Origin of the sequence: Arthrobacter sp. FX8, from assembly GCF_026723805.1 — a bacterium.
In the GTDB taxonomy this organism is placed as follows: domain Bacteria; phylum Actinomycetota; class Actinomycetes; order Actinomycetales; family Micrococcaceae; genus Arthrobacter.
Window position 1 is genome coordinate 913143 of record NZ_CP113505.1, and the last position, 20493, is coordinate 933635.

Consider the following 20493-nt stretch of genomic DNA (forward strand, 5'->3'; position numbering starts at 1 on the left):
GGGACGACCTTGAAAGGCCGTCCCGCCGTCGGACGCTGCTTGGGTGGGTTCTTCCTTAGTTCACTGCGCCGGTGTACTTTTCGCCCGGGCCCTTGCCCGGCGCATCCGGAATCAGCGACTCTTCACGGAACGCCAGCTGGAGGGACCGCAGCCCATCGCGCAACGGTCCGGCGTGCTGCGAGCCGATTTCGGGGGCCGCTGCCGTCACCAGACCGGCCAGGGCGGTGATCAGCTTCCGGGCCTCGTCCAGGTCCTTCAGCTCGGCCGCGTTGTCTTCTGCGGCCAGGCCAAGCTTTACCGCGGCTGCGCTCATGAGGTGCACGGCGGCCGTGGTGATGACCTCGATGGCGGGGACCTCCGAGATGTCCCGGATCTGTTGTGAAACGTCTGCGCCTGCGTCACCGGGCTCGAAGACGTACGAATTACTGTCTGAGGTGCTCATACTGGTAAGCTTGACACAGACCGACTGGATGTCGTTATTTCAGAGATTGTCCCAAACGATCAGGTTCCCAACAGCGCTTTTGCGGCGTTGACGGGAATTTTTTCTGTAGAATGGCTTCCAGTTTGCAAGCGGAGTTCTCTCCCACCCGCGTCAGCCGCTGTCCCAGGCGTTCCTTTGGAACCTGCAGGGGACGTAAGGTTGCCGGGTATCTGGTTGGGCATGGACCGGCACACGCCGGGACTGTGTGCGTGCAGCCCTGACGGGGTTGCCGAGCCAACCTATCTGAGGCCTTCGATTGCTCCGGCAATTGGGGGCCTTCTCTATTTGCCGGACTCAACAACAAACACAGGAGCTTTAACATTAGCGAGCCAAGAATCAATGAGCGTATCCGCGTCCCCGAGGTGCGGCTGGTCGGCCCTGCAGGTGAACAGGTAGGAATCGTCCGTATTGAGGATGCCCTGCGACTGGCTGCCGAGTCCGACCTTGATCTCGTTGAAGTTGCACCTCAGGCGAAGCCTCCGGTGTGCAAGCTGATGGACTTCGGCAAGTACAAGTACGAGGCCGCGGTCAAGGCACGTGAGGCCCGGAAGAACCAGACGAACACTGTTCTGAAGGAAATCCGTTTCCGGTTGAAGATCGACACCCACGACTACGAGACCAAGCGCGGCCACGCCCTGCGCTTCCTCGGTGCCGGGGACAAGGTCAAGGCCATGATCCAGTTCCGTGGCCGTGAGCAGCAGCGTCCGGAGATGGGCATCCGCCTGCTCCAGCGCTTCGCGGACGACGTCGCCGAAGTTGGCGTGGTGGAGTCCAGCCCCCGCATTGACGGCCGCAACATGGTCATGGTGGTTGGGCCGCTGAAGAACAAGGCTGAAGCCAAGGCTGAGGCACGGCGCGCCACGCAGCGGGCCGAGGCCAAGGCCCAGAACGAAGCCAAGGCTTCCGGACGCGTTGACACGTCCGGCGAGGACCAGGCCCCCTTGACGCAGTCACTGGCGGACCTGCTGCCCGAAGGTTTCACCGTCTCCACGGAGCCGGAGGCTGTAGCCGAGGACAACGCCCCCGCCGAGGCGCCCGCTGTTGAGGCACCTGAGCAGGAAGCTCCGAAGCAGGAAGCCCCCAAGGCTGCTGCGCCGAAGCAGGAAGCTCCGAAGCAGGAAGCCCCCAAGGCTGCTGCGCCGAAGCAGGAAGCTCCGAAGCAGGAAGCCCCCAAGGCTGCTGCGCCGAAGGCCGCTCCGGCTCCCAGGCCTGCAGCTGCCGCCAAGCCGGAAGCCGCCGCGCCGGCGGCACCGAAACCGGCCGCTGTGCCTGCACCACCCAAGCCGGTGGCCAGGCCTGCTGCGCCGAAGCCTGCTGCGCGCCCTGCCCCCAAGGCAGCGCCGAAGCCGGCCGGCAAGAAGACCAACTAGTTCACAGCTGCCGGGGTACGCCTCCGGCAGTCAGCAACCAGCATGCTGCCCGCAGGGGTGGCTGCGCGATAGAACTGCGGCCCCCGGGCCTGCAGAAACGTAAGGAGATCGGTTCCCATGCCGAAGATGAAGACCCACAGTGGTGCTAAGAAGCGCTTCAAGCTGACCGGCAGCGGCAAGCTGCGCCGCCAGCAGGCCAACCGCCGCCACTATCTGGAGCACAAGTCCTCCCGCCTGACCCGCCGCCTTGCCGGCGACCGGATCGTCTTCAAGGGCGACGCCAAGGTCATCCGGAAGATGCTCGGCATCTAATTTCCAAGTTCTATGAGGGGCCGCCGCCTGGCGGTCCGTCACCTGCCAAACAGCATTCTCAGGCCGCCGGTTCACCGGCAGTAGATGCTTGGGATCAGATTTTCGAAGGAGTACGCACGTGGCACGTGTGAAGAGGGCGGTCAACGCCCACAAGAAGCGCCGGGTTGTTCTTGAACGCGCAAAGGGTTACCGCGGACAGCGTTCGCGCCTGTACCGCAAGGCCAAGGAGCAGCTGCTGCACTCGTTTGTGTACAGCTACGGCGACCGCAAGAAGAAGAAGGGTGACTTCCGCCGCCTGTGGATCCAGCGCATCAACGCTGCGTCCCGCGCCAACGGCCTCACCTACAACCGCCTCATCCAGGGCCTGAAGGCCGCCGAGGTCGAGGTTGACCGCCGTATGCTGGCCGAGCTTGCCGTCTCTGACGCCAACGCCTTCGCCGCGCTGGTCCAGGTGGCCAAGGACTCCCTTCCGGCAGACACCTCCGCCAAGAAGGCAGCCGCAGCCTAGGCAAGCAGCTTCCGCCCCTCGCCTGAGGGGCCCGTTCAGGAACTGGTGGCAGCAGCTACTACAGTTTTCTATATGAACGAAACCGGGCGCCCGCAAGACCTTCCACTTTCCAACCCCCGAGCTGATCGGGTCAGGGATGTGGCAAAGCTTGCAGGGCGCCCGGTCCGTTAAAGCGCGGGCAGTTCCTGGCCGAGGGCCCGCAGGCCGTCCGTGAAGCACTCAAGCTCCACCAGCAGCGTCTTGCGGCGGGAGGTCCCGGAGTAGTGACTGAGGTCTTCGCCAGCGAAAGCTGCCTTGACCGTTTTCCCGAATTTGAAGAGCTCTCCGAGGGCACCAGCGCACGGCTGGCCACGGATGAGGTCCTGGCAGCCATGGCGGACACCGTCAACCCGCAGGGGATAGTGGCGGTCTGCAGGTTTGTGGACGTGGCTCTGGCGGACGTGCTCGACGCCGGGCCCCGCCTGATTGCCGTGCTGTGCCAGGTGCGGGACCCGGGGAACGCGGGAACGGTCCTGCGTGCGGCCGATTCCGCCGGTGCCGACGCCGTGGTGTTCACGACGTCCAGCGTGGACATCTACAACCCCAAGGCCGTCCGGTCCACCGCAGGTTCGCTGTTCCACCTTCCGGTGGTGCTGGCCGCCGATCCCGCGGAACTCGCTGCAGCCTGCAAGGCCCGCGGCATCGGCATCCTTGCCGCCGACGGCTACGGGCAGCTGGACCTTGATGTCCTGCAGGACGAGAACGCCCGGCGCCGGCTCACCGGAACAGGGCCGGAGTCTGTGTACGACCTCGCCGGTCCCACGGCCTGGTTCTTTGGGAACGAGGCGCAGGGACTCTCCGCGGAGGAGCTGGAACTGGCCGACCACCGGGTGGCCGTTCCTGTCTACGGCGCCGCCGAGAGCCTCAACCTTGGGACGGCGGCCACGGTATGCCTCTACGCCAGCGCCCGCTCCCAGCGCCGTGCGGCAGCTGCAGTGGGGCAGGAACAGGCCGGATAGGGACGCGCCACGGCCGGGAACTTCGGGGAAAGGCCAGGGACCTTCTAAAAAAGAAAGGCCCCGGAAGTCCGGGGCCGATGGGGTGTTGGTAGACAGAGTGATCAGGGTGCGCGGGTTGCTTTTCCGCGTCCGGTGACTGCTCCGTAGATGCCGGCGACAAGCAGGCCGCCGACGATAGCGAGAATCCAGGTGCCGAGGTCGAAGAAGGCAAGATCGCCCTTGTTGAACAGGAGGCTGCCAATCCAGCCGCCAACAATGGCACCGACGACACCGAGGATGAGGCTGGTGACCCAGCCGCCGCCGACCCGTCCGGGCATAACGGCCTTAACGATGGCCCCGACTATGAGGCCCAAAATAATCCAAGCAAGAAAACCCATGTCTCCTCCTTATTGTGACCGGGATTAATAGTCCCGATGAGGCTCAAGCTAACATAAGCCCCCTGCAAAGTCAGTAGCTCGGGTGACGGCGTTGCTGCATCGTTAGGTGTACTGCCCAGGGACGTTGGTTCGGTGAATGTGATGACTCGCTGGAGTCGTTGAGCCAAAGGTGAGGACCTCCGGTTGCACAGTGGAGTTGCTTAGACAACCGCTGCAGCGACCAGGAGGTCCTCATGTCCCACGCTAATGCCGCTTTGACTCCGCGCCAACGTTTACGCGTCGCGCGTCTGGTCGTTGACCACGGCTGGCCGGTATCCCGGGCTGCCGAGCAGTTCAACTGCTCCTGGCCGACCGCGAAACGGTGGGCGGCCCGTTACGCCGCGATGGGTGAGGCCGGTATGGCTGATAGGTCCTCCCGCCCGTACCGGGTGGCCAACCGGACGCCGCAGCAGCTGGTGCGCAAAGTTGTGCACCTGCGCTGGAAGCAACGGCTGGGACCGGTCGCGATCGGGGCGAAGCTGGCCATGCCGGCCTCGACCGTGCACGCGGTCCTGGTCCGGTGCCGGCTGAACCGCCTGCATCACGTGGACAAGCGCACCGGAGAAGTCATCCGCCGCTATGAGCACGTGACTCCCGGAGCGATGATCCATGTGGATGTGAAGAAGCTCGGCAACATCCCCGACGGCGGCGGCTGGCGCTACGTCGGGCGGCAGCAAGGCAAGCAGAACCGTGCTGCGACTCCGTCAAAGCCGCGCAGCAGACACCGTAGCCCGCTGATCGGGACCGCCTACGTACACACGGTCATTGACGACAATTCACGGGTCGCCTACGCGGAGATCCATGGCGATGAAACAGCGGCCACCGCAGTAGCAGTCCTGCAAAGGGCTGTGTCCTGGTTCGCTGCCCGCGGCGTCATCGTGGAACGGGTTCTCTCTGACAACGGGGCGGCCTACAAATCACATCTCTGGCGGGACACCTGCCAAGAACTGGGGATCACGGCAAAGAAGACCCGGCCATATCGCCCGCAGACCAACGGCAAGATCGAACGCTTCCACAGAACCCTTGCCGATGGGTGGGCATTCAAGCGCTTCTACGCCACGGAATCAGCCCGCAGAAACCGCCCTCCCGGCATGGCTGCACCACTACAATCACCACAGGCCCCACACCGCAATCGGAGGCCACCCGCCCATCAGCCGCTTAACCAACCTGCCTGGGCAGTACAGTTAGGACAGCGCGGGCCGCCGTTTTCGGGGCTCCGTGCGCATTACCTCAGGCAGCCAGCGGCCTCTTGCGTTCAAGCAGGCCGCTGAGGAGCGCGACGCCGAAACCAAGGACGGCGAGGACGGCGCCGACCAGCGCCGGGGCAACAAAGCCCCACCCGAGGGCGATGACAAGGCCGCCGAGGAAGGCTCCCAGCGCGTTGGCGACGTTCAGCGCGGCATGGTTGAGGGAGGATGCCAGCGACGGGGCATCCGGCGAGGCGTCCAGCAGCCGGGTCTGCAGAGCGGGGATGAGCATGGAACCGGAAGCTCCCACCACAAACACCATGACCATGGCGCTCCACTGCCAGTGCGCCGCCACCGCATAGACCACCAGCGCCACGGCGATGGCAGGGAGGACCCGGTACAGGGTGCCCATGACGGATTTGTCAGCGAGCCTGCCGCCGACGACGTTCCCGGCCACCATGCCAAGACCGTAGAGCGCCACCACAAGGGGGATCAGGGTGGAGGGGATGCCGGCCACGGAGGTCATGGTGTGGGCGATGTAGGTATAGGTGGCGAAGAAGCCGCCGAAACCCACGATGCCCACCAGGAGTGCCAGCCATACCTGGAGCCGTTTGAGGGCCCCGAGCTCGCGCCGGATGCTCGCGTCGGGGTGGGCGTGCTGGAAGGGGACGAATTTCCACACCATGGCCAGTGCCAGCAGACCGATGGCACCGACCAGGACAAACAGCAGGCGCCAGCCGAAGGTCTGTCCCAGCCAGGTGGCGAACGGTACTCCCACGACGTTGGAGACGCTGAGCCCGGCCATGACCATGGAGATGGCCCAACCGCGCCGTGTGGGCGGAACGAGGGAAGCCGCGATGACGGCTGCAACGCCGAAGAACGCTCCGTGCGGCAGGCCGGCGGCAAAGCGGGACACCAGCATCCAGCCATAGTCGGGGGCAACGAATGACGCCAGGTTGGCCACGGTAAAGAACAGCAGCAGCCCCAGCGCCAGTTTCTTGCGGGGAGCCTGGCGCCGACGGCGGCCAGCAGCGGAGCGCCTACCACTACCCCCAGCGCATAGGCGGAGATCAGGTTGCCGGCCTGCGGAGTGGTAATTGCCAGGCCCTGCTCCACTTCCTTGAGCAGGCCCATCATGGTGAACTCGGTGACGCCGATGCCTACGCCGCCCATGGCCAGGGCGAAAATCGCCATGCCGATGTTGGGGGTCGTGCTGCGGGTTGCCGTGGACGGGGAAAGAACGCTGCTCATATTCCTGCTTCTTGAAACGTGGGACTCGCAAGGGACGGATGCCACGGCAGTGGGGCAGGACGGTCCGGACAGTGTGGCAAACCCAGGCTGGGCAGGACGTATTCCCGGCAGGAACTGTTCCTAAGGCGGGAATACTGTTCCCGGACACTCCATTGTGGCCCATAGAATGACCCGGTGACTGGACTGATTCAGGTTGTGGGCGGAGCTGTTGTGGACCGGCTGGCCAATCCGGCGGCCCTGTTGGTGGCACGGCGAAGCGCGCCGGAGCACCTGGCGGGGCTGTGGGAGTTCCCCGGCGGCAAGGTGGAGCCCGGGGAGGAACCCGAAACGGCGCTGGTGAGGGAGCTGGCTGAGGAACTGGGAATCGGCGTGCGCCTGGGACTGGAACTTCATGCGGAAACACCGGCTGGCTGGCCCCTCAATGACCGGGCCAGTATGAGGGTGTGGTTCGCTGAGGTGACCCACGGCGAACCATTGCCCCTTGAAGACCATGACGAACTGCGCTGGGTGGACCTGCGGGACCGGGAAGCTGTCCTCACCTTGCCGTGGATCCCCGCCGACTATCCGATTGTCCATGCGCTGCTGGAATCCGTGGGATCGTCGCTGGGCCGGAGCCGCTAGAAAAGCGCGTCCTGCTGCGAAGGCCGGGACGAAGAAGGACGCCCGGGGGCCCGGCATTCGTGCCGGCCGGAATGCTTCCTGCCGGGTACTGCGCTTCCTCGGCACGGGGATCGTCCAGGTCCCGGTGGCTGAAGCCGGACGAATGCGAAAACCCATGGCGTGCCTTGAAATAGCGGACCCTGCCGGCCAGCCAGGTGCGGTACTCCTTGGAGGCGTAGGAACCCGTCCCGTACAGACGCCGGTAGCGGCCGGCCAATTCGGGGTGGTGTTTGGCAATCCACTGCATGAACCACTCCCGGGTGCCAGGTTTCAGGTAGAGGGCGCCGGCCGTAACGCCGGTGGCCCCGGCAGTGGCCAGGGAAGCGAAGAGGGAATCAAGTGCTTCGTCGCTGTCCGATAACCACGGCAGGATGGGCATGGCCATGACGCCGCATGGCAGTCCGGCCTCACGTAAGCGGGAGACGAGTTTCAGCCGGGCCCTGGGTCCTGGGGTACCGGGTTCGATGGCCTCCGAGAGGGCCTCGTCCGTCATGGCCAGGGAAATGCCCAGCCCCACGGGCACCTGCGTGGCAGCCCTTTTGAGCAACGGGATGTCCCGCGCCAACAGCGTTCCCTTGGTGAGGATGGACAGGGGAGTGCCGGATTCCGCCAAGGCGGCAATGATGCCGGGCATGAGCCGGTACCGGCCCTCGGCCCGCTGGTAGGGGTCCGTATTGGTACCCAGCGCCACCTGCTGGCGTGTCCAGGATGCCTTGTTCAGTTCCTTGCGGAGGACCTCCGCGGCATTCACCTTCACCACCACCTGGCTGTCAAAGTCCATCCCGGCGTCGAAATCCAGGTAGGTGTGGGACTTGCGGGCGAAGCAGTAGACGCAGGCATGGCTGCAACCGCGGTAGGGATTGACGGTCCATTCGAAAGGCATCTTTGACCCTGCCGGGACCCTGTTGAGCACCGATTTGGCGGTGACCTCGTGGAACGTGATGCCGGCGAACTCGGGGGTGGTGACGGAACGCACCAGTCCTGCCAGCGGAAGCAGGGCCGGAGCAGCGGCACCCGCGGTGTCAGGCGTATCGGGTACCAGTGCCTGCGCTTCCCATCTCATGGCTCCATTCGAAAACATGTTCGAATGGAAGTCAAGGCGCCGCGCGCTGATACCAGCCGGTCGCCCAGAGGTACCGGCCGGTGGAAGGGGGCGGCCTACTGCTCCAGGGCCCACGTGGCGGTCACGGCTGCCTCCACCCGGTTTGCGCCCGGTTCCACCGTCATGCCCTCCGGGGCAGAGGCCCGCTGCATGCCCGCAAGTGGAACCGGGCCCGGCGCCGGGCGCTGGTCCGTCACTGACAACACCGGTCCCAGGCGGGTGGAGGCCAACGCTGCGTACTGCCCGGCAGTGCGGAGTGCGTCGCGCCAGGCGGCTTCCCGGGCCTCAGCCCGGACGGCGGTGTCGTCGGAAAGGACCAATTGCAGGTTGTTCAGCCGGGCGGAATCCCCGGCCGCGTCGACGGCCGCGGAAATGGTGGCGGACGCGGTGGCGATGTCCCTGAGCCGGACCGTGACGCTGCTGGCCGCCACGTACCCCACGAACTTCTGGCCCTCGCCGTCCCGCCAGGCGAGGTCGGCACGGACGCTCATCCCCGCCGAGCGGATATCGGCCGGTGCAACACCGTGGCCGCGGAGGACCGAGCCCGTCATGGCCAGGCCTTCCGCGGCCGCCGCATACGCCTCCTCCACCGATCCGGCACGGCACTCGACGCCCACCGAAACCAGCATCAGGTCAGGGGTGCCTCCGCCCATCCCGTGCCCGTGGCGGTGACTGTTCGCGCATCCCCGTGCGCGGGGGCCTCCGGGCCCATCACGCGCGCCTCGACGCAGTGGGCGGGTAGCCGCCGGCCGCCAGCCCGGCCCGGCGCTCAAAGATGTTGCCCGTTGCCGGATTTCCGGTGCGCAGCACCGACCAGCCGGCTGCTGCCAGGTACAGGGGGATGAAGGGCAACCCGAGGCACCACGCGTACTGGGTGCAGTGCCCTTCCTCGTGTCCCAGGAGTGCGGGCCGGGACAGCAGCCCACCGGCCGTGCTCCGGCACAGCACGACGTTCCCGATGGTGTAGGCGTGCGCGAACGGCAACCGCCAGCGGTAGCCTGCGGCAATGATCAGGCCGCGGGGGCCCCGGCTGATCTGCGTCCGGGCGGCGAGCGCGACGGCGAGCCCGGCCAGGGTGCTCCCGTTCAGGAGGTTCGCTGCCCGCCTGAGCCGTTGGGCCGTCGTCGGGCCGTGAAAAGTACCCGCGCGCTGCCGCAAAGTCATGAGGCCATGGTAGCCGGAGGGTTCAACTAGACTGGAGGGCAGTGGCCGCCGGTCCTGCCGGCGAGCCCTGACCTGGTCATTGAATGACACTGACGTTCAGCGCATTCATCCATGACCTGCCAGCGACGGACGCGCCGGGTGGAAAACCGCCAACGGCTGCCCCGGCCGCTGGCAGCCACGACTCGTAGCTAAGAACAGTAGATGACTGAAACTTTGCCGGGCGCCGCCATCCCGAACCCCACGGATGAGGCCGCCATCAACGCCGCTGTAGATCAGGCCATCACCGCCATCGCCGGTGCGGCCACCCTTGACGAGCTGAAGGCGGTGCGCCTTGCCCACAGCGGCGAGAAGTCCCCGCTGAGCCTTGCCAACCGTGAGATTGGCCGCCTGCCCAAGGACCAGAAGGCGCTCGCCGGGAAGCTGATGGGCGCCTCCCGCGGCCGGGTCAACAAGGCGCTCGCCGACCGCACGGCGGTACTGGAAGCCGAGAACGACGCCAGGATCCTGGTCGAGGAAACTGTGGATGTCACCGCCGCTCCGCGCCGCCGTCGTGCAGGTGCCCGCCACCCGCTCTCCACGCTGCAGGACCGCGTGGCGGACATCTTCGTGGGCATGGGCTGGGAAATCGCCGAAGGCCCCGAGGTGGAATCCGAGTGGTTCAACTTCGACGCCCTGAACTTCAAGCCGGACCACCCTGCCCGCGAAATGCAGGACACCTTCTTCGTGGAACCGCCTGAAGCCCACCTGCTGATGCGGACCCACACCTCCCCGGTGCAGGTCCGGTCCATGCTGGAACGCGAGGTTCCCATCTACGTGCTGTGCCCGGGCAAAGTGTTCCGCACGGATGAACTGGACGCGACCCACACCCCGGTGTTCCACCAGTTCGAGGGCCTGGCCATCGACAGGAACCTCAGCATGGCGGACCTGCGCGGCACCCTTGAGCACTTCGCCCGGCAGATGTTCGGCGATGAAGCCCAGATCCGGCTGCGCCCCAACTACTTCCCGTTCACGGAGCCGTCCGCCGAACTGGACATCTTCCATCCCGGGGCCAAGGGGGGCCCGGCGTGGATCGAGTGGGGCGGCTGCGGCATGGTCAACCCCAACGTCCTGCGCGCCGCCGGCATCGACCCGGACGTCTATTCAGGTTTTGCCTTCGGCATGGGCATCGAGCGCACCCTCATGTTCCGTAACGAGGTGGGGGACATGCGCGACATGATCGAAGGCGATGTACGGTTCAGCGAGCACTTCGGGATGGAGATCTAACAGTGCGTATCCCACTTTCCTGGCTGCGTGAATTCGCGGCCGTACCGGCCGATGCAACGGCCGAAGACGTCATGGCCGAACTGGTCAAGGTGGGCTTCGAGGAAGAAGCGGTCCACCGCCCCACGGACACGCTGAGGGGCCCTGTCGTGGTGGGCCAGGTCCTGAGCCTGGTCAAGGAACCCCAGACCAACGGCAAGACCATCAACTGGTGCCAGGTCCGCGTTGTCCCCGAAGGGCAGGAGCAGACCCTCACCGGGGACGGCATTGACCCCTCCGGCGTCCAGGGCATCATCTGCGGCGCCCACAACTTCGTTGAGGGCGACAAAGTGGTGGTCACGCTTCCGGGTGCCGTGCTGCCCGGCGACTTCCACATTTCGGCCCGCAAGACCTACGGCCACCTGTCCGCCGGCATGATCGCCTCAGTCCGCGAACTGGGCATCGGCGAGGACCACGACGGCATCCTGGTGCTGTCCCGCATCGGGCTGGACCCGGAAGTGGGCACCGACGCCATGGAACTGCTGGGCCTCTATGACCAGGCCGCGGAAATCAACGTCACCCCGGACCGCGGGTACGCCTTCTCCATCCGCGGGGTTGCCCGCGAGTACGCCCACGCCACCGGCACCGCCTTCACGGACCCTGCCGCGAAGGTCGACGCCCCGGCAGAGCTGTCCGGGGGTTACGGCGTCAAACTCAACGACGACGCCCCCATTTACGGCAAGCCCGGCTGCGACCGCTTCGTGGCACGCACCGTGCGCGGCGTTGACGCTACCCGCCCCACCCCGCCGTGGATGGTGTCCCGGCTCCGGCTGGCAGGCATCCGCTCCATCTCCCTGCCGGTGGACATCTCCAATTACGTCATGCTCGAGCTGGGCCAGCCCACGCACTGCTACGACCTGGACAAGCTGTCCGGCGACATCGTGGTGCGGCGTGCCTCCGCAGGCGAGAAGATCACCACCCTGGACGGCAAGGAGCGCACCCTTGACGCCGAGGACCTGCTGATCACCGACAATTCGGGCGCCATCGGCATTGCGGGCGTCATGGGCGGCGCCGCCACTGAGGTGAGTGACTCGACGTCGAACGTCCTGGTGGAAGCAGCGCACTTCGACGAGGTGTCCATTGGGCGGTCGCGTCGCCGGCACAAGCTGCCCTCCGAGGCGTCCAAGCGCTTCGAGCGCGGGGTTGACTGGCAGGTGGCGGGCGTCGCCGCCCAGCGCGTGGTGGACCTCCTGGTGGAACTGGCCGGCGGCACCGCCGACGAACCCGGAACCGACGTGGGCACGGCTCCGGAAACCATCACCATCGGGCTGCCCGCCGGCTTCGCCGCTGCCCGCATCGGCGTCGACTTCACCGAAGAGCAGATCGTCACCTCCCTGGAGGACCTGGGCGCCGTCGTGGAGAAGAACGACGGCGGCTGGAGCGTTACGCCGCCCACGTGGCGCAGCGACCTGGAGACCAAGGAAGACCTGACCGAGGAAATCGCACGGCTGGTGGGCTACGACAAGATCCCGGCCACCCTGCCGGTGGCCCCTCCGGGGCGCGGACTCACCCGGATCCAGCAGCAGCGCCGGCGCCTGATCCAGTCGCTGGCCGACGCCGGCCTGACCGAGGTGCTGTCCTACCCGTTCGTGTCCAAGGCCGCCAACGACACCTTTGGCGTCGCCGAGCAGGGTGCCCAGCGGAGCGCGGTCAAGCTGGCCAACCCCATCAGCGAGGAGCAGGGCTACCTGCGCACGTCCATCCTGCCGGGGCTGATCGAGGTGGCCAAGCGCAACCACTCGCGCGGCTTCCGCGACCTCGCCCTGTTCGAATCGGGCCTGGTGTTCCTTCCCGCCGGGACCGTGGGCACTGCCTCCATCCCGCCGCTGGGCGCCAAGCCCGCCGACGAGGTGCTCGACGCACTGTACGACGGCGTCCCGGACCAGCCGTTCCATGTGGCCGCCATCCTCACCGGCCACGATTCCCCGGCTGCTGCCGGCCATACTCCGCGGACGTGGGACTGGGCCGACGCGCTGGATGTTGCCCGCCTTGCGGGCGACGTCCTCGGCGTCGACCTTGTGGTCACGCAGGGCAGCCACCAGGCGTTCCATCCCGGCCGCACCGCCCGGCTCGCACTGCGGACGGGAGAGACCGTGGGGTACGCGGGCGAACTGCACCCCAAGCTGCTGGCGGCCTCGGACATGCCGGCCCGTTCGGTGGCACTTGAACTCAATGCCGACGCCCTGTTTGAGGCGGCACCGGATGTGATCGTGGCCCGCCACATCTCCACGTTCCCGGTGGCGACGCAGGACGTTGCACTCGTTGTTCCCGCCGACGTGCCCGCGGACGAGGTCCTTGGTGCGCTGCGTGAAGGCGCCGGTGAGCTGCTGGAGGACGTCGCGCTGTTCGATGTCTACGCAGGCAAGGGCATCGAGGAGGGCAAGAAGTCGCTGGCCTTCGGCCTCCGCTTCCGCGCCGCTGACCGCACCCTCACCGCTGACGAAGCCTCGGCCGCGCGTGAGCAGGCAGTTGCCCTGGCCGCGGAACGGTTCGGAGCCGTCCAGCGCTAAGCAGGACAAACTCCTGAACCACGGAAGTCCCCGCACCCTTGAATGGGCGCGGGGACTTCTTCATTATCCGGCGAAGCGGGGTTTCCCTACGGCACCAGGAGAACCTTTCCGGTGGTTTTCCGGCCCTCAAGGTCGCGGTGTGCCTGCCAGCCCTGGCTCAACGGGTAGCGGGCCCCGATGCGGACCTTCAGGCTCCCGCCGGCGGCCGCTGCAAAGACCTCGTCGGAGCGCCAGCGCCGCTCCGCGGCATCCCGCAGGTAGTGGCCCATGGTGGGCCGGGTGAGGAACAGGGAACCCCCGGCGTTGAGGCGCTGCGGGTCAAATGGCGGGACCGGGCCGGAGGCTGCGCCGAACAGCACCAGCATTCCCCGGACACCAAGGGCGTTAAGGGAGCCGTCGAACGTATCCTTACCCACGCCGTCGTACACCACGTCCACGCCCTTGCCACCGGTGAGCTCGCGCACGTGGTGCGGAAAACCTTCGTAGCGCAGCACATGGTCCGCGCCGGCCTCAAGGGCGAGGGCCTTTTTCCCGTCATTGGACACGGTGGTGATGACCCGGGCGCCCTTTGCCTTGAGCAGCTGGATGAGCAGCAGTCCAACCCCGCCGGCCCCGGCGTGCAGCAGTACGGTGTGCCCGGATTCCACCTTGAAGGTGGAATTGACCAGGTAGTGCGCGGTGATGCCCTGGAGGGGAAGGGCGGCGGCGGTAAAGACATCCAGGCCTTTCGGTACCGGCAGTGCGGCGTCCTCATCCACCAGGGCGTAGTCCGCGTAGCAGTTCAGGCCCTCGGCCGTGGCTATCCGGTCGCCCACGGAGAAGCCGGTGACGCCTTCGCCCACGGCTTCCACCGTCCCTGCGGCTTCCGTGCCGGGGGTGAAGGGGTACTGGACTTTGTAGGTCCCACTGCGCTTGTAGGTGTCGATGAAGTTGACGCCGGCCGCCCCGACTTTGAAGAGCACCTGGCCCGGCCCCGGAGCGGGTGTTTGAACCTCGGCGTAGTCAAGGACTTCCGGTCCGCCTGCCTGCCGTGCGACGATTGCATGCGTCATGGCTCTCCTTTCGCGGGTCCCGGCGTTTCCGGCCCCGGCTGCCGAGACCATCCTAGGGACACCGCAGACCGGCACGGCAAGTCCCGGCGTCACCGCAGGCCTCAAGGACGGCCATGCATAAATATCGGCATCAATGCATAACTATTGCTGTATAGTCGGAGCATGACTATTTCTGTTGCGGTTTCGGGTGCCAGCGGCTACGCCGGGGGAGAGGTCCTTCGCCTTCTGGCCGGACACCCCGGTGTGACCATCGGTGCCATCACAGCGCACAGCAATGCCGGGTCCCGCCTCGGCGAACTGCAGCCGCACCTGCATGGACTGGCCAGCCGCATCCTTGAAGACACCACGGTGGAGAACCTCTCCGGCCACGATGTCGTCTTCCTGGCGCTGCCGCACGGTGCTTCCGCCGAGATCGCCGCCCAGCTTCCCGAAGGGACGGTCGTCATCGACGCCGGCGCCGACCATCGCCTTGAAGACCCCGCCGCGTGGGAGAAGTTCTACGGCTCGCCCCATGCCGGCACCTGGCCCTACGGACTCCCGGAGCTGCCCGGCCAGCGGGAAGCCCTCAAGGGCGCCAAGCGCATCGCCGTTCCCGGCTGCTACCCAACGTCCGCCCTCCTGGCGCTGACCCCTGGCTTCGCTGCGCACCTGCTGGAGCCCGACGACGTCGTGATCGTTTCCGCCTCCGGTACCTCGGGCGCGGGCAAGGCCGCCAAGGTCAACCTGATCGGCGCTGAAGTCATGGGCTCCATGAGTCCCTACGGCGTGGGCGGTGGACACCGGCACACCCCCGAGATCGAGCAGGGCCTCTCCAACGCGGCAGGGGAAAAAGTCAGCGTTTCCTTCACGCCCACCCTTGCTCCCATGAGCCGCGGCATCCTGACCACCGCCACTGCCAAGGTCAAGGCGGGCACCACCGCAGCGCAGCTGCGGCAGGCATGGACCGAAGCGTACGACGACGAGCCGTTCGTCCACGTGCTGTCCGAGGGCCAGTGGCCCGGGACCAAATCGGTCCAGGGTTCCAACCACGCAGCCATGCAGCTGGCCTTCGACGCCCACACGGGACGGGTGGTCGTCACCTGCGTGATCGACAACCTGACCAAGGGCACTGCCGGCGGAGCCGTGCAGTCCATGAACATCGCACTCGGCCTGCCCGAAACCGCCGGCCTCAACCTGCAGGGAGTAGCTCCGTGACCATCACCACCCCCAGGGATTCCGGGCAGCAGGCGTCACCGCCGGACTCAAGGCCTCCGGCAACCCGGACCTCGCCCTGGTCGTCAACGACGGACCATCCAAAGCCGCCGCCGCCGTGTTCACCAGCAACCGCGTGGCCGCAGCCCCCGTGCACTGGTCACGCCAGGTGGTCTCGGACGGCCGCGTGGATGCCGTCATCCTCAACTCCGGCGGGGCCAACGCCTGCACCGGTCCCACGGGCTTCCAGAACACCCACAGCACCGCGGAGAAAGTGGCCGAGGTCCTGGGCATCTCAGCCACCGACGTGTTCGTCTGCTCCACCGGCCTGATTGGCGAGCAGCTGCCCATGGACAAGATCCTGCCGGGCGTCGAGGCCGCTGCAGCAGCACTCAGCACCGACGGGGGACCGGACGCCGGCACGGCCATCATGACCACCGACAGCGTGCCCAAGTCGGCCCTCTTCATCGGCACCGACGCCGACGGCCAGGAATTCAGCATCGGCGGCATCGCCAAGGGCGCCGGCATGCTGGCCCCCGGCCTGGCCACCATGCTGGTGGTCCTCACCACGGATGCCGTGGTGCAGCCCGAAATGCTCGACGTCGTCCTCCGCGACGCCACGCGGGTTACGTTCGACCGCGCCGACTCCGACGGCTGCATGTCCACCAACGACACGGTTGTCCTGCTGGCTTCCGGCGCTTCCGCGGCTGTGCCCTCGGCCGAGGATTTCGGTGCCGGGCTGACCAAGGTCTGCGCCGAGCTGGCCCGCAAACTGATCGCCGATGCCGAGGGCGCCAGCCACGACATCGCCATCCGCACGTTCAACGCTGCCAGCGAAGCGGACGCCGAAACCGTCAGCCGCTCCGTGGCCCGCTCCAACCTGTTCAAAGCGGCCATTTTCGGCAAGGATCCCAACTGGGGCCGCGTGCTCTCCGCGGTGGGCACCACGGACGCCGCCTTTGAGCCGGACCAGCTCAACGTGGCCATGAACGGCGTCCAGATCTGCCGCAACGGCAGCATCGGCGACGACCGCAGCCTGGTGGACCTGGAGCCGCGCGAAGTCCTGGTGGAAATCGACCTGCAGGCAGGCGATGCCGAGGCCACCATCTGGACCAACGACCTCACCCATGACTACGTGCACGAGAACAGCGCCTACTCCAGCTAGGGGCCCCTCCAGCCATTGCCCGCCAAGGCATGAACCGCTGCGGAAAGTGACAACATGAACACCCAAACGCGTGAAACCACCAGCATGTCCGCTGCCCAGGACAAGGCGGCAACCCTGATCGAGGCGCTGCCCTGGATCCAGCGGTTTGCCGGCACCACCATGGTGATCAAGTACGGCGGCAATGCCATGGTGAACGACGAACTCCGCCGCGCCTTCGCCGAAGACATCGTCTTCCTCCACCATGTGGGGATCCACCCCGTGGTGGTCCACGGCGGCGGCCCGCAGATCAACTCCATGCTGGGCCGGCTGGGCATCGAATCCGAGTTCAAGGGCGGCCTCCGGGTCACCACGCCCGAGGCCATGGATGTGGTCCGCATGGTCCTCACCGGCCAGGTGGGACGCGAACTGGTGGGCCTGATTAACTCCCACGGGCCCTACGCCGTGGGCATGTCAGGTGAAGACGGCGGGCTGCTGCGCGCTGTCCGCACCGGCACCGTGGTGGACGGCGAAGAGGTGGACCTCGGGCTGGTGGGCGAGGTGGTGGGCGTCGACCCCGCCGGCATCGTGGACATCCTCGACGCCGGCCGCATCCCCGTGATCTCCACGGTGGCCCCGGAAATTGTCGACGGCGGAGAAAGCGTGGCGGGGACCGCGCGGTTCCAGCCCACGGGCCAGGTCCTGAACGTCAACGCGGACACCGCAGCGGCCGCCGTCGCCTCGGCGCTGGGCGCTTCGAAGCTGGTGATCCTCACCGACGTTGAAGGCCTCTACGCCAACTGGCCGGACAAGACTTCCCTGATCTCCTCCCTCACGGCGTCGGAGCTGCGGGAGATGCTGCCCAGGCTCGAGTCCGGGATGATCCCCAAGATGGCGGCCTGCCTCAAGGCCGTTGACGAGGGCGTGGAACGGGCACACATCGTGGACGGGCGCCTGGCCCACTCCATGCTTCTGGAAACATTTACGACGGCGGGCATCGGCACCCAGGTCGTCCCGGACGAGGAGATCAACGGATGAACACGGTTGAAAAGCCTTCAGTCACCGAGTTGGTGGAAACCACGGGCCACGCAGGCTCCGAGTGGCTCTCGCGCTACTCCAGTTCGCTGATGAACGTGTTCGGCACGCCGCAACGGGTCCTGGTCCGCGGTGCCGGCTGCCTGGTGTGGGACGCCGACGGCCAGGAGTACCTGGACCTGCTGGGCGGGATCGCTGTGAACGCCCTGGGCCACGCCCACCCCTTCGTGACGTCAGTCATCGCCAGCCAGCTGGCCACACTGGGCCATGTCTCCAACTTCTTTACCAGCCCCACCCAGGTGGCGCTGGCCGAAAAACTGCTGGAACTGGCGCACGCTCCTGCCGGCTCCAAGGTGTTCTTCAGCAACTCGGGCACCGAAGCCAACGAGGCCGCCTTCAAACTTGCCCGCCGCAATACCGGCGACGGTACGGTCAAGCGGACCACCATCATCGCCCTCGAGGGCGCGTTCCACGGCCGGACCATGGGCGCCCTGGCCCTGACCGCCAAAGAGGCCTACCGGGCGCCCTTCGAGCCGCTGCCCGGTGGCGTGGTGCACATCCCGTTCGGCGACATTGCCGCGCTGGAGGCAGCAGTGGACGAAACCGTGGCCGCCGTGTTCCTGGAGCCCATCCAGGGTGAGGCAGGTGTGCGCCCCCTGCCGCCGGGCTACCTGAAGGCCGCGCGGGAGGCCACCAGCAAAGCCGGCGCCCTGCTGATCCTGGACGAGGTCCAGACCGGCATCGGCCGCACCGGCAAGTGGCTCGCCAGCGAGGATGCGGGGATTGTCCCTGACGCCATCACCCTGGCCAAAGGGCTGGGCGGCGGATTCCCCATCGGTGCCCTGATCACCATGGGTGGGCAGACGTCGTCGTTGTTGTCCGCCGGCCAGCACGGCACCACCTTCGGCGGAAACCCGGTGGCCACGGCAGCCGCCCTCGCCACCCTCCACGCCCTCGAAAGCCAGAACGTCCTGGCCAACGCCACGGCCGTGGGCGAACACCTGCGCTCCGCACTGGCCGCGATCCCCGGCGTCACCGAGGTCCGGGGTGAAGGGCTGCTGATCGGCTTCGACCTCGACGCCGACGTAGCACCGGCCGTCGTGCAGGCTGCCCTCGACGCAGGCTTCATCGTCAACAGCCCGGGCCCGCGGACCATCCGCCTGGCCCCGCCGCTGATCCTCACCACGGCACAGGCCGACACGTTCCTCGCCGCATTCCCGGCAATCCTCCAGACAGCTAAGGACGCCCAGTGACCACCGCAACCCGGCACTTCCTCAAGGACACCGACCTCAGCCCCGCCGAACAGGCGGAAGTCCTGGAGCTCGCCGCCCGCATGAAGGCGGCCCCCTACAGCGTCCAGCCGTTCGCCGCTGAAGGCAGCGGCCGCAAGACCGTGGCCGTGATCTTCGACAAGACCTCCACCCGGACCCGGGTCTCATTCGCCACCGGCATCGCGGACATGGGCGGCAATGCCCTGGTCATCAACCCCGGCGAGGCGCAGATCGGGCACAAGGAATCCGTGGAGGACACCGCCAAGGTGCTCGAACGGATGGTCTCCACCATTGTGTGGCGCACCGGCGCCCACGCCGGCCTGGTGGCCATGGCGGAGAACTCAAGGGTTCCCGTCATCAACGCCCTGTGCGATGACTACCACCCGTGCCAGCTCCTGGCGGACCTGCTGGCCGTCAAGGAACACAAGGGCGACCTCAAGGGACTCACCATGAGCTACCTCGGCGACGCCGCCAACAACATGGCCAACTCCTACCTGCTGGCCGGAGTCACCGCCGGCATGCACGTCCGCATCGCCGGCCCGGAGGGCTACCTGCCGGCCGCGGACATCGTGGCCGCGGCTGAGGAGCGCGCGGCTGAGACCGGCGGTTCCGTGCTCATCACCACCGATGCCAAGGAAGCACTGAAGGGTGCCGACGTCGTGGCCACCGACACGTGGGTCTCCATGGGGCAGGAAGCCGAGAAGGAGGCCCGGCTCCAGCTGTTCCGGGACTACTCCGTCGATTCGGACGCCATGGCACTCGCCGCGGATGACGCCGTCGTGCTGCACTGCCTCCCGGCCTACCGGGGCTACGAAATCTCCGCCGACGTCATCGACGGCCCGCAGTCCATCGTCTGGGACGAGGCGGAAAACCGGCTGCACGCCCAGAAGGCGCTGATGGCCTGGCTGATGCACCGCTCGGGCCTGGCCTTCGTTGACGGCCTTTCCCCCGTCGAGGGCACCGGAGAGAGCACGTTCTAGTGTCCGCCCAGCCGTCCTCCCCGGGCACCAGCCCGGCCACCAAGACCGCCCGGCAGGCGCGCATCACCGCCATCCTCACCGGGCAGTCCGTGCGTTCCCAGGCCGAGCTTGCGGCGCTGCTGGCCGACGACGGCGTGCAGGTCACCCAGGCCACGCTGTCCCGCGACCTGGTGGAACTGGGCGCCGTCCGCGTCCGCGGCAAGGAAGGCGTCCTGGTCTACGCCGTTCCCGGCGAAGGCGGCGAGCGGGCCGCAAAAAGCGGCGTGACGCAGGAGATCCTGGATGCCCGGCTGGCCCGGCTGTGCAGCGAACTGCTGGTCACCGCCGAAGCCTCGGCCAACATCGCGGTCCTGCGCACTCCGCCGGGCGCCGCCAACTTCCTGGCCCTGGCCATCGACCACTCGGTGATGCCGTCCATCCTGGGCACCATCGCCGGGGACGACACCGTCCTGCTGGTCTCCCGCGACCCGCTGGGCGGACCGGACCTGGCAGCCCGCTTCCTGCAAATGGCAGAAGAAGCCGGGCAATAAGCTTGAAGACAACGAACCAACCAACCCCAACAAGG

17 protein-coding genes and 4 pseudogenes are annotated in these 20493 nt (G+C 67.0%); 14 read left to right on the forward strand and 7 right to left on the reverse strand.

The features are described 5' to 3' along the window. Nucleotides 1–55 precede the first annotated feature (55 nt). A complete protein-coding gene (locus OUO20_RS04205) occupies nucleotides 56–442 on the reverse strand; it encodes a DUF1844 domain-containing protein (RefSeq protein WP_018771577.1) in 387 nt (128 codons plus the stop codon). Nucleotides 443–843: 401 nt separating this feature from the next. Between OUO20_RS04205 and infC the strand changes: the two genes are divergently transcribed. The 4 genes and pseudogenes from infC to OUO20_RS04225 all read left to right on the forward strand — a co-directional run bounded on the left by infC (nucleotide 844) and on the right by OUO20_RS04225 (nucleotide 3669). Continuing rightward, nucleotides 844–1851, forward strand: a complete 1008-nt coding sequence (gene infC, locus OUO20_RS04210; protein ID WP_056390893.1) for a translation initiation factor IF-3 — start codon at nucleotides 844–846, stop codon at nucleotides 1849–1851. A 117-nt stretch (nucleotides 1852–1968) separates the two neighbouring features. Continuing rightward, complete coding sequence (gene rpmI, locus OUO20_RS04215) at nucleotides 1969–2163, forward strand: 50S ribosomal protein L35 (protein WP_018771575.1); 195 nt, start codon at nucleotides 1969–1971, stop codon at nucleotides 2161–2163. A gap of 118 nt (nucleotides 2164–2281) precedes the next feature. After that, nucleotides 2282–2671 (forward strand): 50S ribosomal protein L20, encoded by a 390-nt coding sequence (rplT, locus tag OUO20_RS04220; RefSeq protein WP_018771574.1) that lies wholly within the window; start codon nucleotides 2282–2284, stop codon nucleotides 2669–2671. A gap of 72 nt (nucleotides 2672–2743) precedes the next feature. Beyond that, nucleotides 2744–3669: pseudogene (locus OUO20_RS04225) on the forward strand (TrmH family RNA methyltransferase). Between the two features lie 101 nt (nucleotides 3670–3770). Here OUO20_RS04225 and OUO20_RS04230 read toward each other — a convergent pair. Further along, complete coding sequence (locus tag OUO20_RS04230; protein WP_018771572.1) at nucleotides 3771–4046, reverse strand: GlsB/YeaQ/YmgE family stress response membrane protein; 276 nt, start codon at nucleotides 4044–4046, stop codon at nucleotides 3771–3773. Nucleotides 4047–4279: 233 nt separating this feature from the next. On the opposite strand from OUO20_RS04230, the pseudogene OUO20_RS04235 reads away from it, so the two are divergent. Beyond that, nucleotides 4280–5273, forward strand: a pseudogene (locus OUO20_RS04235) (IS481 family transposase). Nucleotides 5274–5315: 42 nt separating this feature from the next. Here the strand turns inward: OUO20_RS04235 and OUO20_RS04240 are convergent. Continuing rightward, nucleotides 5316–6523: pseudogene (locus OUO20_RS04240) on the reverse strand (MFS transporter). Nucleotides 6524–6697: 174 nt separating this feature from the next. Between OUO20_RS04240 and OUO20_RS04245 the strand changes: the two are divergent. Beyond that, the gene (locus OUO20_RS04245; protein WP_056390889.1) at nucleotides 6698–7144 is read left to right on the forward strand and encodes a (deoxy)nucleoside triphosphate pyrophosphohydrolase; all 447 of its coding nucleotides are present in this window, start codon (nucleotides 6698–6700) and stop codon (nucleotides 7142–7144) included. On the opposite strand, the gene OUO20_RS04250 is transcribed toward OUO20_RS04245, so the two are convergent. From OUO20_RS04250 to OUO20_RS04260, 3 genes are all read right to left on the reverse strand, one after another. Beyond that, entirely contained in the window at nucleotides 7059–8246 is a 1188-nt protein-coding gene (locus tag OUO20_RS04250) for an Rv2578c family radical SAM protein (RefSeq protein WP_268002893.1), read from the reverse strand. The genes OUO20_RS04245 and OUO20_RS04250 overlap by 86 nt on opposite strands. A gap of 95 nt (nucleotides 8247–8341) precedes the next feature. After that, on the reverse strand, nucleotides 8342–8938 hold the full coding sequence (locus OUO20_RS04255; RefSeq protein ID WP_326498068.1) for an SIMPL domain-containing protein: 597 nt from the start codon (nucleotides 8936–8938) through the stop codon (nucleotides 8342–8344). A gap of 58 nt (nucleotides 8939–8996) precedes the next feature. After that, complete coding sequence (locus OUO20_RS04260; RefSeq protein ID WP_268002894.1) at nucleotides 8997–9449, reverse strand: hypothetical protein; 453 nt, start codon at nucleotides 9447–9449, stop codon at nucleotides 8997–8999. 201 nt (nucleotides 9450–9650) lie between these two features. Here OUO20_RS04260 and pheS point away from each other — a divergent pair, with 201 nt between their 5' ends. Beyond that, nucleotides 9651–10712 carry a phenylalanine--tRNA ligase subunit alpha gene (gene pheS, locus OUO20_RS04265; protein ID WP_018771566.1) on the forward strand — a complete coding sequence of 354 codons (1062 nt, stop codon included), beginning with the start codon at nucleotides 9651–9653 and terminating at the stop codon, nucleotides 10710–10712. A gap of 2 nt (nucleotides 10713–10714) precedes the next feature. Then, nucleotides 10715–13258 (forward strand): phenylalanine--tRNA ligase subunit beta, encoded by a 2544-nt coding sequence (gene pheT, locus OUO20_RS04270; RefSeq protein WP_268002895.1) that lies wholly within the window; start codon nucleotides 10715–10717, stop codon nucleotides 13256–13258. A gap of 86 nt (nucleotides 13259–13344) precedes the next feature. Here the strand turns inward: pheT and OUO20_RS04275 are convergent, their stop codons facing one another. Then, nucleotides 13345–14310, reverse strand: a complete 966-nt coding sequence (locus tag OUO20_RS04275; RefSeq protein ID WP_268002896.1) for a quinone oxidoreductase family protein — start codon at nucleotides 14308–14310, stop codon at nucleotides 13345–13347. A 162-nt stretch (nucleotides 14311–14472) separates the two neighbouring features. On the opposite strand from OUO20_RS04275, the gene argC reads away from it, so the two are divergent. From argC to OUO20_RS04305, 6 genes and pseudogenes are all read left to right on the forward strand, one after another. Continuing rightward, nucleotides 14473–15504 carry an N-acetyl-gamma-glutamyl-phosphate reductase gene (gene argC, locus OUO20_RS04280; protein ID WP_056391327.1) on the forward strand — a complete coding sequence of 344 codons (1032 nt, stop codon included), beginning with the start codon at nucleotides 14473–14475 and terminating at the stop codon, nucleotides 15502–15504. A 10-nt stretch (nucleotides 15505–15514) separates the two neighbouring features. After that, nucleotides 15515–16666, forward strand: a pseudogene (argJ, locus tag OUO20_RS04285) (bifunctional glutamate N-acetyltransferase/amino-acid acetyltransferase ArgJ); the annotation flags it as partial. Nucleotides 16667–16720: 54 nt separating this feature from the next. Next, nucleotides 16721–17680: an acetylglutamate kinase gene (gene argB, locus OUO20_RS04290; RefSeq protein WP_018771561.1), complete on the forward strand. Its 960-nt coding sequence runs from the start codon at nucleotides 16721–16723 to the stop codon at nucleotides 17678–17680. Then, the gene (locus OUO20_RS04295) at nucleotides 17677–18930 is read left to right on the forward strand and encodes an acetylornithine transaminase (RefSeq protein WP_268002897.1); all 1254 of its coding nucleotides are present in this window, start codon (nucleotides 17677–17679) and stop codon (nucleotides 18928–18930) included. The genes argB and OUO20_RS04295 overlap by 4 nt, the downstream gene beginning before the upstream one ends. Continuing rightward, the gene (argF, locus tag OUO20_RS04300) at nucleotides 18927–19928 is read left to right on the forward strand and encodes an ornithine carbamoyltransferase (protein ID WP_018771559.1); all 1002 of its coding nucleotides are present in this window, start codon (nucleotides 18927–18929) and stop codon (nucleotides 19926–19928) included. Before OUO20_RS04295 ends, argF begins: the two co-directional genes overlap by 4 nt. Further along, nucleotides 19928–20458 carry an arginine repressor gene (locus tag OUO20_RS04305; RefSeq protein WP_018771558.1) on the forward strand — a complete coding sequence of 177 codons (531 nt, stop codon included), beginning with the start codon at nucleotides 19928–19930 and terminating at the stop codon, nucleotides 20456–20458. The genes argF and OUO20_RS04305 overlap by 1 nt, the downstream gene beginning before the upstream one ends. The last annotated feature ends 35 nt before the right edge of the window (nucleotides 20459–20493 follow it).